Here is a 10,776-nt window from a genome sequence, read left to right as displayed (position 1 = left end):
ACATCCCTGCCTCCATCGACCTTTGAAAGCAGAGAATCATTCGGCTCACCGTTCGGCAAACGGAAACGCGCCAAATCACATAGATTCACAGCCTCTGAGGTGCGAGGCTTGCGATGCGAAAGCATCGCAAGGTGAGCCTCGAAGGATGAACGGCCGAGCTGCTAGGCGGGCCGTCGCCCTTCGAGGCTCGCTGCGCGAGCGCCTCAGGGTGACGGTGAGAGATTGTCAATCAAGTAGACCGGAAGACAGCCGTGCCTACTTCACCGCCCCGAAGCGGCTGTCGAACGAGTTCGACTGCACCACCGGCGCGGCTCCCATGATCTGCGTGGCTTCGCCCGCGCCGTCCGAGACCGACGGCTTCAGCGCCGGGCGCGTGGCGGCGAGGCGGGTGTCGGGCTTCGCCGGCTCGGCGGGCTTGGCGGCCACAGCCGGCTTCGGCGCATCCTTCGCAGCATCCTTGGACTTGTCATGTCCCGGCACGAATCTCGTCACGGCGGCCTTGAGCCGCGACGCTGCGGTGGGCGGCGTCGGGGCGGTCTGGGCCGGCGCCACGGATGCGGTGGCCTGCGGCGGCGGGGTGGTGGCCGTGGTGTCGGATGAGCCCATGCCCATCTTGCGGCCGAGATTCGAGAAGAAGCCGGATTTCTCTGCCGGAGCTGCCGTGGCGACGCGGGTGTTGGCTGCGGGCGCGCTGACGGCGACCACCGGCTCTTCCTGGGGCGCGGGCGCGGACGCCACCGCGTCGAGATTCGGCTTGGGCGGATTGACGTGGCCGGGAATCGTGCCCGGCGCCTTCGCCATTGCCAACATTTGCAGCGTGGTGCCTTCGGCGCCCTCGGACAGACCGGTCGAGCCTTCCGGAATCTTCGCGGCGAAGATCTTGTTCATGCCGCCGTCGATGCCGGTGTTCATGCGCGCCACCGGCGTGCCCTTGGCGACGAGCTTGGCGTATTCGGCCTCGTCCTTGGCTTGCTTCCCCCGCACGGCGGCGACGACGTCCTCGGGGATCACATAGGCCGGGCACTTTGCCGCGGCGTCGAACACCGGATCGCGCTTCGCATCGGGCGCGCGGGTCGCGTCGAAGACGTACTTCTTCTCGCAGAAATCGACCTTCGGCTCCTGCCGCGTCACCTCGAAATGATCATAGCCTTCCTTGATCATCTTCCAGAACGGCATGTTCGGATTGTTCCGGTGCTTGGCCATGTTCACCGGCGTCATCTTGAACGGGTAGGCCTGCAGCTGGAACGCCTTCTGGCCGCCGAAGAAGGATTCGCGCCCGAGCGAATAGATCTCCGCGATCTGCTCGTCCGTCATCGCGTAGCAGCCGCGCGAGGAGCAGTCGCCATGCACCATCAGCTGTGAGCCGGTGCGGCCCAAAGCCTTGTCGAACGCGTTCGGATAGCCGGTGTTGAAGGAGAGGTAATAGGCCGATTGCGGATTCATCTGGCCCGGATTGATCGAGTAGAAACCTTCCGGCGCCTGGCGGTCGCCTTCGCGCACCTTTGGGCCGAGGTCGCCCGACCAGCGGCAGATCGGATAGGTCTTGAGCAGCGCGAACTGACCGTTGCGGGCCTGCTTCCAGACCTCGAGCTCGGCCTCCTGCTTGAACAGGCGGACCAGGATCGGCGATTGCAGATCCATGTCCTTCTCGACCATCGCGGCGAGAAGCTTTGGTGGCACCGGCTGGTTGGCCTTGGCGTTGGTCGCGAGCGAGACCTGGTCGGTGTCGCAGCCGGCCAGCAGAACGCCAGCCGTCATCAGCGCAACCGAAGCCAAAAGCGCGCGAGCAAGCGAACGAGAAATCAAGATGGACCCCACACCGTGCCGGGCAGAGAGCGCGAACCCCAATTCTTATGGAGCATGATCCGACCGGAGAACCGGACCCGTCGTGACGGGCTTTTTTCAGCTCACGCCCCAGCGCTTGTGCCCTGAAGCCATTGATTAAAATTCTAACCTCTGGGTCATCTGGTCGCAACCCGAGCGGGGATCACGAGCCCGTTGGCCCATCGGCATGGTCAACGAAGACTAAATGGACGCGACTTTGGGCTTTACTTGGGCTTTTCGGCCCAACCCAGACTCAGATCGCTGATTTGGGCAAAAAAAGGGTTAACGCGGGGTTACCGGGGGTTGCTCGAAGGTCTCGTAGGGTGGGCAAAGGCGCATCGCGCCGTGCCCACGATCTGCGTGTGATCGGTGAGAATTCGTGGGCACGTCGCGCAAGAGCGCGCCTTTGCCCACCCTACGGCACCGGAATCGAGGCGAATCAGCCCAGTTTCCGGCCGATATCGAGGAATTTCTGCCGCCGCTGCTTGCGGATGGCATCCCCATCCAGGCCGCGCATCTCGTCAAAGGCCTTGGCGATGGCATCGCCGGTGGTGGCGATCATGGCGGCGGGGTCGCGGTGAGCGCCGCCGACCGGCTCCTTCAGGATGCTGTCAATCACGCCGAAGCGGAGCATGTCCTGAGCCGTGATCTTCATGTTGTTGGCGGCTTCCTGCGCCTTGGTGCCGTCGCGCCAGAGGATCGATGACGCCGCTTCCGGCGAGATTACGCTGTAGATCGCGTGCTCCAGCATCAAGACCTTGTTGGCGGTGGTGATGGCGATGGCGCCACCCGACATGCCCTCGCCGGTGATGATCGCGACGTTCGGCACAGTCAGCGCCAGGCACGCGTCGGTCGAGCGCGCGATCGCCTCGGCCTGGCCCCGCTCCTCGGCGCCGATGCCGGGATAGGCGCCGGCGGAATCGGCGAGCGACAGCACCGGCAGGCCGAACCGCTCGGCCATCTCCATCAGCCGCACGCATTTGCGATAGCCTTCGGGCCGCGCCATGCCGAAATTGTGCCGGATCCGGCTCTCGGTGGAATCGCCCTTTTCCTGGCCCATCACGCAGATCGGCTCGCCGCGGAAGCGGCCGAAGCCGGCGACCAGCGCCTCGTCCTCGCCGAACTTGCGGTCGCCGGCGAGCGGGGTGAATTCGGTGATCAGGCCCTTGATGAAGTCGTTGAAATGCGGCCGCTGCGGATGCCGCGCGACCAGCGTCTTCTGCCACGGCGTCAGGTTCTGATAGAGGTCGGCCAGCGCCTGCGCCGCCTTGTCCTCGATCCGCCCGATCTCATCCGAGATGTCGGTGCCGGAGGCCGCGAGCGTCCTGAGCTCGTCGACCTTGGAGTCGAGCTCGGCGACGGGCTTTTCGAAGTCGAGATAGCTGCGCATCTGGTCTTGCATCAACTCAATATAGGGAGGACGGGGCGAGGCGGCGAAGCGGATTTAGATGTGCAAAGAGAAGTGTAGTTTCTTCAATGGGTTGGCCTGTGTGCTGCGAGCCAGCCCGCCAAATCATGCGAAAGGCCCCGGCTCTTTCTGCGGAGATGTGGCCGAAGTCAAGGCGGTTTGATCGTCGTTCCGGTTGGACGGCTCGTGTCCCGGACGCGCTGCAGCGCTTCTTTAGCGCTGCTTCGCATCGCCGGGAACGCTGCGCCGCGTCCGGGGCATGAGACCTGTTTACTTCTCCGCCAGCGGATGCAGGTCGCGCACCAGGCTCTTCAGCCGTTCCTCGACCACGTGGGTGTAGATCTGCGTCGTGGAAATATCGGTGTGGCCGAGCAGGGTCTGCACGATGCGTAAGTCGGCACCATTGTGCAGGAGGTGGCTGGCAAAGGCGTGGCGCAGCACGTGCGGGGAGACCAGCCGGGCCTGCAGGCCCGAGGCGACCGCGAGCTCCTTCAAGTCGCGGGCAAAATGCTGGCGCGTCAGATGTCCGCTCTCGCCGAACGAGGGGAATAGCCATTTCGAGGCGGCGAGGCCGTTCTTCTTGTCGCCCTTGTTGTCGCCCTTGTTGTCCGTCTTGGCAGCCTCCGTCGCCGCGAGATAATCCGCCATCGCCTGCCGCGAGGCCTCGTTAAGCGGCACCAGGCGCTCCTTGTTGCCCTTGCCGCGCACCACGATCATGCGGGCGTCGCGCTTGGCCGCCGAGCGCGGCAGCGCCACCAGCTCGGAGACGCGCAGGCCCGTGGCGTAGAGCACCTCAAGCAGGCAGTAGAGCCGCAAGCTCCGCAGCCGCTTTGCGGGCGAGGCATCCTCCGCCTCGCTCAATTCCTTGGCGCGGCGGAGCATGCGGTCGACATCGGCGATCGACAGCACCTTCGGCAGGCCGCGGCCGCGCTTGGGGCCGGACAGGATCGCGGCGGGATCCTCGCTGCGGATGCGTTCGTTGAGGAGAAAGCGATAGAGATGCCGCATTGCCGACAGCCGGCGGGCGACGCTGGTGGATTTGAAGCCGCGGCTGTCGAGATCGGCAAGATAGTCGCGCAGTGTTTGCGTCTCCGCGTCCACGAAACTGTGGCCGACGCGGCCTAGAAACTCGGAGAAATCAGTGAGGTCGCGGCGATAGGCGTCGAGCGTATTGGGCCCGGCGCCTTGTTCCGCCGCGAGCATGTCGAGGAACAGGCCGGTGAGCTTGCTATCGGAGGGCTTGGTGCGCATGTCCAGGAGGCTAGCTCCTATTTCTTGAGAAACTCACCAGCAATATCGAGCGGTCGGCACGGAGCCGAAGTCTCATCGAAGCCTTAGGACATGTGGCTGATCGCCGTGGCCTGCGACCAGACCACCATCCACCGCCCGTCGTGGCGTTCGTAAGTATCGGTGTGCCAATAGTCCGAGGGGGCAACCCGGTGCCCACCAAAGACGATCTCGAGCCTCGCGCGATATCGGATCACGGCGTGGTCGTTGTGCTGACGAACGGCGATCGCTCCGGGTTCCCACATGAGATATTTGATCTGCCCGCTCTGGATCGCGCCCAGATATTCGGCCTTGGACAGCGGCATGCCGATCGGCGTGATCAGCTGGAACTCCGGCGCGTGAAGCGGTCCCGCCGCATCCATGTCGCCGGCGACAAGGGCGCGAAGCCGAGCCCGCTCGGTGGTGCGGATGTGCTCGGCTTGCGGTGAGTCCGTCTCGGTCGCATGTACAGTCATTGATTGGTTCTCCGGTTCTGCAAGAGTAAGCAAGGGTCAGCCGGCCTGCGGCACGGCGATCAGGCGATGATCGATCAGGCTCTGTGCGCTGGCGCGGATGCAGTCCTCGTCGGGACGCGGGCTCCAGTTCAGCACGCGACGCGCCTTGGCGGCACTGACGCTGAGGTCGCGATCGAGCTCGTGGACGATCATGCGCGAACGCCCGCTGAACGGCGCCATTGCCCGCACCATCCAGTTCGGCACGTCGCCGCAAGGCAGATGAGCCGCGTAGGCTGGGAAAGATTTCGCCAGCACGGCGGCCAATTCCCGCAGCCAGAAGAAACCTCCAGCAACGATAAAGCGCTCTCTGGAGGCCTCCGGACAGGTCATTGCCCGGATGTGCGCGTCAGCCGCATCGCGCACGTCGACGACCGCAAAGCCGAAGCGCGGCACACGCTTCAACTTGCCGCTCATCATTTGCTGGATCAGCCCGACGGACGTGCCGTATTGCGGGCCGAGCAGCGGGCCGAAGATCATGGCGGGGTTGATGACGGCCAGATCGAGTCCGCTCTTACTGGCAAAGCTCCAGGCGGCCTGCTCGGCCAGCGTCTTCGACCTGTAGTACGGCGTCGCCCGCGCGCTGGTTGGATCAGTCCAGTTGCTTTCGGTGAAGGGGGCTTGGCCATCGCCGTGATTGGTGGCGGCGATCGAGGATGTCAGGACGAGGCGTGCCACATCCGCCTCGTGGGCCGCGCGCAGGACCCGCAGCGCGCCGTCTTTGGCGGTCCTGATCAATTCATTCGCATCGTTCGGTAGCCCTGCCGGAAACGGCGAGGCAGTATGAATGACATAGCGACAGTCCTTCAGCGCCGCGTCCCATCCGCCGTCGGAGCAGAGATCAGCGCGAACGAAATTGAGAGCATCAGCCGCGGCGAGCGCTGGCGCGCCAAGCTGGCTCCGGATGCGGTCACAGGCGGCCAGGTCGCGGACGGTGCCGCGCACGCGATAGCCGCTCGCCAGCAACTGCCTGGCAATATGTCCGCCGAGAAATCCGCCGATACCCGTCACGAGAACCGTGGCGGCCGGGGCGCCAACTTGGGAATGCATGTAACTTCAAGCCTCATCATTTAGACAATTGGACTTGTATTGTCTAAATTGTCTTTGACGTATTGGACAAAGACTGTCAACATGTCTCAATGAAAGACAACGATCACAAACCCGGAGCTATTCTCGACGCGGCATTGCCGGTGTTCGTCCGGCATGGCTTTCGCAAGACGTCGATGGCCGACATCGCGCGCGCGGCGGGCATCTCGCGTGCGGCGCTCTACTTGAGCTTTGGCAGCAAGGAGGAGTTGTTTCGGGCGGGATCAGAGCGCGCGCACGCCAAGACGATGCGAGACGTCGAGGCCGCCCTCGCTGGTCACGGCGACGTTTTCGACCGGATCGAGCTCGCGATTGCGGCGTTCCAGCGCGATCTGGTCATGCCTTTCGCTGGCAGCGCAGATGCGGCGGAGTTGTTCGATACCAACATGGCGTTGGCCCAGGACATCACGCTGGCCACCCGCGCTCGGTTGGTGGCGCTGCTTGCGCGCGCGCTCGCAGATGCGCAGGCAACCGGTGCGATCACCCTGGAGAGTGTGAAGGCCACGCCGACGGACCTTGCCGGAATCATCGTCGCGGCGATGGAAGGCATCAAGGAGGCACAGACCGCAGGTCAGAATCTTCTTGAAGAAACGCGGCTGTTCTTGCGCCTGCTGCGTCAGGCCCTGACCCGAAATCTGCCGGCCGGCTGACGCTCTCAGCCAACGGCTATTTCTTGAGGAATTTATCCGGCGGGATCGTCACCGTCATTTCCCGCGGCTTCGGATTGACGAAGTTCGCCAGCGCGAAGACCACGCCATAGACGATGCCGGCGATCACGGCGACGGCCGTCAGGAAGCGGAACAGGCTGGGCATCGTTCTGGGGTCTCTAGAGGGGTCTTGTATAGGGGGCCGGCGGGCAAATTAACCAATGAAATCATCCAACATGTTCGCCGTTTCGTGGCAAGAGTCCACTGGCGAGGCCCCCTGCGGGGTCGTATAGGTGGCCAAAGCATGCCGCCTTTGGCGGCAGATCGAGCGAGATCCATTCGAGCGAGACAATGTCCGACGCCGCGTTGCCGATACCAGTTTCGTCCGATGCCGACATCCTGTCGGCGTTGGGCGCGCGGTCGATCGTGCTCGTCGGTATGATGGGGGTGGGCAAGTCCACCATCGGCCGTCGCATGGCTCTCAGGCTCAAGCTCCCGTTCGTCGATGCCGACACCGAGATCGAGACGTCGGCCCAGATGACCATCCCGGAGATCTTCGAGCGCCATGGCGAATCGTATTTCCGTGACGGCGAGGCGCGGGTGATCGCGCGGCTGCTCGACGGCGGGCCGGTGGTGCTGGCGACCGGCGGCGGTGCCTTCATGCGCGAGGAGACGCGCGCGCGCATCGCGACAAAGGCGGTGTCGATCTGGCTCAGGGCGGACCATGACGTCATCATGCGCCGCGTGCGCCGCCGCGCCGATCGTCCGCTGCTCCAGACCGCCGATCCCGAAGGAACCGTGACGCGTCTCCTTACCGAGCGCGAGCCGGTCTACAGCCATGCCGACCTCACCATCGCCTCGCGCGACGTGCCGCACGACAGGATAGTCGAGGAGTGCATCGAGGCGCTGCGCGCACATCTTTGCGGCGAACAGTCCGCTCAACCATCTGCCGACGTTGCGAGTGCCACACGATGACTGCGCCGTTGAAACATTCCGATCCCGTCAATGTCGAGGTTGCGCTGGAGAATCGCGCCTATGACATCGTCATCGGCCGCGGCGTGCTGGCTTCGCTCGGCGAACGCATCGCGGCCTTGCGTCCCGGCGTGCGCACCGCGATCGTGACGGATCGCAACGTTGCAAAGCACTGGCTCGAGCCCGCCGAGGCCTCGCTCGCCGCGAGCGGCATCCCGACCTCGCGCATCGTCGTCGAGGAAGGCGAGATCTCCAAGACCTATGCCGGCCTGGAAAAGGTCAGCGAAGCCCTGATCGCCGCGAAAATCGAGCGCAACGATCTCGTCATCGCGCTCGGCGGCGGCGTGGTCGGGGATCTCGCCGGCTTTGCCGCCGCGATCCTGCGCCGCGGCGTCGATTTCGTGCAGGTGCCGACCTCGCTGCTGGCGCAGGTCGATTCCAGCGTCGGCGGCAAGACCGGCATCAACTCGCCGCAGGGCAAGAACCTGCTCGGCGCCTTCCACCAGCCGTTGCTGGTCATCGCCGACACCGCCGTGCTCGACACGCTGTCGCCGCGGCAGTTCCGCGCCGGCTATGCCGAGGTCGCCAAATACGGCGTGCTCGGCGACGAGGCCTTCTTCACCTGGCTGGAAAAGAACCATTCCGACATCTTCAAGGGCGGCTCGGCGCGCGAGCACGCGATCGCGACCTCCTGCCGCGCCAAGGCCGGCGTCGTCTCGCGCGACGAACGCGAGACCGGCGAGCGCGCGCTGCTCAATCTCGGCCACACTTTCGGTCACGCGCTGGAAGCTGCGACCGGCTTCTCCGACCGTCTGTTCCATGGTGAGGGCGTCGCGATCGGCATGACGCTGGCGGCGCAGTTCTCGGCAAAGCTCGGCATGATCGGCGAGGACGGTGCCGCACGCGTCGAGCGGCATGTGATCGAAGCCGGCCTGCCGACACGCTTGCAGGACATCGCGGGTTTTGCGCAGGAAGGGCTTGCCGATGCCGACGCGCTGATGGCTCTGATGGCGCAGGACAAGAAGGTCAAGCGCGGCAAGCTCACCTTCATCCTGCTGGAAGCCGTCGGGCGCGCTGTGATCGCGAAGGATGTCGAGCCGGCCCCGGTGCGCGATTTCCTGCAGGCGAAGTTGTCGCAGTAATGGCAGGACCGTCCGGATCGGCCGCCCGGGAAGCGGTGCGGAATGCCGAGGCGGTCACGAGGCAAACATGAGTTCGATCTCGATCAATCTGCTGCTTGCCGCCCTATTGCTCGCTGCCAACGCGTTTTACGTGGCGGCGGAATTCGCGCTGGTGAAGAGCCGCGGCTTCCGCGTCAAGGCCATGGTCGAGCAGAACCGCTTCGGCGCACGCCTGCTGCAGACCATGATGGGGAATATCGAATCCTATCTTGCCTGCTGCCAGCTCGGCATCACCATGGCCTCCCTTGGCCTCGGCTGGATCGGTGAGCCCACCGTGTCTGCGCTGCTGAGCCCGGTCCTCCGTCCGCTCGGATTGTCGGAGGCCACGCTGCACTTCACCTCGTTCGTGGCGGGCTTTTTGGTTTTCTCCTCGCTGCACATCATCATCGGCGAACAGGTGCCGAAGACGCTTGCGATCCGGGAGCCGATGCCCGTGTCGCAATGGATTGCGTATCCGCTTCACGTTTCCTACCTGGTGTTCTATCCGCTGAGCTGGTGTCTCAACACCGCCTCGAGCGCGATCTTGCGTCTGATCGGGGTCCAGGAGTTTTCGCAGCACGAAATCCTGACGGATTCCGAGATCGAAGGCCTGGTCGAGGAATCGGCCGTGCACGGCAAGATCGAGAGCGGCGAGGCCGAGTATATTCACAATGTCTTCCGCCTCGGCGAGCTGACGGTGTCCGACGTGATGGTTCACCGCACCGCCATGGTGATGATCAATGCGGATCTGCCGCCCGAGGAGCTGGTGCGGGAGGTGCTGGCCACCGAATACACGCGCATTCCGCTGTGGCGCGACAAGTCGGAGAACATCATCGGCATTCTGCACGCCAAGGATCTGCTGCGGGCGATCCGCGCGTCGGAGGGCGATACCTCGCGCATCGACGTCACCACCATCATGCTGCCACCCTGGTTCGTGCCGGAAATGCGGCCGATATCCCAGCAGCTCAAGGCGTTCCGTCGCCGCAAGACCCATTTCGCGCTTGTCGTCGACGAGTACGGCGAAGTTGAAGGCCTGGTGACGCTGGAAGACATTCTGGAAGAGATCGTCGGCGACATCTCCGACGAGCACGACGTCGTGGTCGCAGGCGTACGCACCCAGCCGGACGGCTCGGTCGTGGTCGACGGCTCGGTGCCGATCCGCGACCTCAACCGCGCCATGGATTGGCATCTGCCCGATGAGGAAGCAACGACGGTCGCCGGCCTCGTCATCCACGAGGCGCGCTCGATCCCCGACCGCGGCCAGAGCTTCACCTTCCACGGCTTCCGCTTCCGTGTCCTGCGCCGCGAGCGCAACCGCATCACCGCGCTCCGTATTTCACCGGTGCCGCGCGATGCGGAGCTGGAAGAGGCCAAGCCGAGGCGGGCTGGGACGTCGTTTTGACGCAGTCGGCTTAGGCCCCGAAGCTTCCACATCGTCATGGCCGGGCTTGACCCGGCCATCCACGTCTTCCTCGCGCGCAAAGAACGTGGATGCCCGGGACGAGCCCGGGCATGACGACCGATTGTGGTTACCTGCAGGAAGAGTTCTACCCTTCCCCCGGCGCCTGCGCCTGGATCGCCAGCGCGTGCACGCCGCCGGCAAGTTCCGCGGCCAGCGCCGAATTTATCATGCGATGGCGGTCGACGCGGCTCTTCCCTTTGAAGGCGGCAGACACGATATACACACGGAAGTGCGTCTCGCCGCCGGGTCGATGGCCGGCGTGGCCCTCATGCAGATGTGACTCGTCGACGACTTGCAGACTTTCGGGCGTGAAAGCTTCCTGCAACTTGTTGCTGATAGTGTCTCTCATAGCCATGTGTGTGCCATTAAGGTGCGCGTACTCACTCCGTCAATTGCCGGGGTTTGCCGCTAATTGCAATGTCAAGACTTGAAGGTTTTT

At 64.3% G+C, this 10,776-nt stretch carries 11 protein-coding genes; 4 read left to right on the top strand and 7 right to left on the bottom strand.

Annotated features, from left to right (window positions below; genetic code table 11):
* Positions 1-255 precede the first annotated feature (255 nt).
* From IVA81_RS01465 to IVA81_RS01445, 5 genes are all read right to left on the bottom strand, one after another.
* Positions 256-1,758, bottom strand: a complete 1,503-nt coding sequence (locus IVA81_RS01465) for a murein L,D-transpeptidase family protein (RefSeq protein WP_247311155.1) — start codon at positions 1,756-1,758, stop codon at positions 256-258.
* 505 nt (positions 1,759-2,263) lie between these two features.
* Positions 2,264-3,226: an acetyl-CoA carboxylase carboxyltransferase subunit alpha gene (locus IVA81_RS01460; RefSeq protein ID WP_247311152.1), complete on the bottom strand. Its 963-nt coding sequence runs from the start codon at positions 3,224-3,226 to the stop codon at positions 2,264-2,266.
* Between the two features lie 276 nt (positions 3,227-3,502).
* Positions 3,503-4,483: a site-specific tyrosine recombinase XerD gene (gene xerD / locus IVA81_RS01455; protein ID WP_247311149.1), complete on the bottom strand. Its 981-nt coding sequence runs from the start codon at positions 4,481-4,483 to the stop codon at positions 3,503-3,505.
* A gap of 83 nt (positions 4,484-4,566) precedes the next feature.
* On the bottom strand, positions 4,567-4,974 hold the full coding sequence (locus tag IVA81_RS01450; RefSeq protein ID WP_247311146.1) for a nuclear transport factor 2 family protein: 408 nt from the start codon (positions 4,972-4,974) through the stop codon (positions 4,567-4,569).
* A 36-nt stretch (positions 4,975-5,010) separates the two neighbouring features.
* Complete coding sequence (locus IVA81_RS01445) at positions 5,011-6,060, bottom strand: aldehyde reductase (RefSeq protein WP_247311142.1); 1,050 nt, start codon at positions 6,058-6,060, stop codon at positions 5,011-5,013.
* 89 nt (positions 6,061-6,149) lie between these two features.
* On the opposite strand from IVA81_RS01445, the gene IVA81_RS01440 reads away from it, so the two are divergent.
* A complete protein-coding gene (locus IVA81_RS01440; RefSeq protein WP_247311139.1) occupies positions 6,150-6,746 on the top strand; it encodes a TetR/AcrR family transcriptional regulator in 597 nt (198 codons plus the stop codon).
* A 16-nt stretch (positions 6,747-6,762) separates the two neighbouring features.
* On the opposite strand, the gene IVA81_RS01435 is transcribed toward IVA81_RS01440, so the two are convergent.
* The gene (locus tag IVA81_RS01435) at positions 6,763-6,909 is read right to left on the bottom strand and encodes a hypothetical protein (RefSeq protein ID WP_063198124.1); all 147 of its coding nucleotides are present in this window, start codon (positions 6,907-6,909) and stop codon (positions 6,763-6,765) included.
* 185 nt (positions 6,910-7,094) lie between these two features.
* Here IVA81_RS01435 and IVA81_RS01430 point away from each other — a divergent pair, with 185 nt between their 5' ends.
* The 3 genes from IVA81_RS01430 to IVA81_RS01420 all read left to right on the top strand — a co-directional run bounded on the left by IVA81_RS01430 (position 7,095) and on the right by IVA81_RS01420 (position 10,277).
* Positions 7,095-7,718 carry a shikimate kinase gene (locus IVA81_RS01430; RefSeq protein WP_247311138.1) on the top strand — a complete coding sequence of 208 codons (624 nt, stop codon included), beginning with the start codon at positions 7,095-7,097 and terminating at the stop codon, positions 7,716-7,718.
* Complete coding sequence (aroB, locus tag IVA81_RS01425; protein ID WP_247311134.1) at positions 7,715-8,857, top strand: 3-dehydroquinate synthase; 1,143 nt, start codon at positions 7,715-7,717, stop codon at positions 8,855-8,857. The genes IVA81_RS01430 and aroB overlap by 4 nt, the downstream gene beginning before the upstream one ends.
* 67 nt (positions 8,858-8,924) lie before the next feature.
* Positions 8,925-10,277, top strand: a complete 1,353-nt coding sequence (locus IVA81_RS01420; RefSeq protein ID WP_247311131.1) for a hemolysin family protein — start codon at positions 8,925-8,927, stop codon at positions 10,275-10,277.
* A gap of 145 nt (positions 10,278-10,422) precedes the next feature.
* Here the strand turns inward: IVA81_RS01420 and IVA81_RS01415 are convergent, their stop codons facing one another.
* A complete protein-coding gene (locus tag IVA81_RS01415) occupies positions 10,423-10,692 on the bottom strand; it encodes a BolA family protein (RefSeq protein ID WP_247311128.1) in 270 nt (89 codons plus the stop codon).
* Between the last annotated feature and the right edge of the window lie 84 nt (positions 10,693-10,776).

Origin of the sequence: Bradyrhizobium sp. 141, assembly GCF_023074055.1 — a bacterium.
Lineage (GTDB): Bacteria > Pseudomonadota > Alphaproteobacteria > Rhizobiales > Xanthobacteraceae > Bradyrhizobium.
This window is presented reverse-complemented; position numbering and strand designations above follow the sequence as displayed.

Bases quoted from the DNA above. Each gene is read 5' to 3' on its own strand.
- IVA81_RS01465 (WP_247311155.1), bottom strand. From the start codon at position 1,758: ATGACGGCTGGCGTTCTGCTGGCCGGCTGCGACACCGACCAGGTCTCG.
- IVA81_RS01460 (WP_247311152.1), bottom strand. From the start codon at position 3,226: ATGCAAGACCAGATGCGCAGCTATCTCGACTTCGAAAAGCCCGTCGCC.
- xerD (WP_247311149.1), bottom strand. From the start codon at position 4,483: ATGCGCACCAAGCCCTCCGATAGCAAGCTCACCGGCCTGTTCCTCGAC.
- IVA81_RS01450 (WP_247311146.1), bottom strand. From the start codon at position 4,974: ATGACTGTACATGCGACCGAGACGGACTCACCGCAAGCCGAGCACATC.
- IVA81_RS01445 (WP_247311142.1), bottom strand. From the start codon at position 6,060: ATGCATTCCCAAGTTGGCGCCCCGGCCGCCACGGTTCTCGTGACGGGT.
- IVA81_RS01440 (WP_247311139.1), top strand. From the start codon at position 6,150: ATGAAAGACAACGATCACAAACCCGGAGCTATTCTCGACGCGGCATTG.
- IVA81_RS01435 (WP_063198124.1), bottom strand. From the start codon at position 6,909: ATGCCCAGCCTGTTCCGCTTCCTGACGGCCGTCGCCGTGATCGCCGGC.
- IVA81_RS01430 (WP_247311138.1), top strand. From the start codon at position 7,095: ATGTCCGACGCCGCGTTGCCGATACCAGTTTCGTCCGATGCCGACATC.
- aroB (WP_247311134.1), top strand. From the start codon at position 7,715: ATGACTGCGCCGTTGAAACATTCCGATCCCGTCAATGTCGAGGTTGCG.
- IVA81_RS01420 (WP_247311131.1), top strand. From the start codon at position 8,925: ATGAGTTCGATCTCGATCAATCTGCTGCTTGCCGCCCTATTGCTCGCT.
- IVA81_RS01415 (WP_247311128.1), bottom strand. From the start codon at position 10,692: ATGGCTATGAGAGACACTATCAGCAACAAGTTGCAGGAAGCTTTCACG.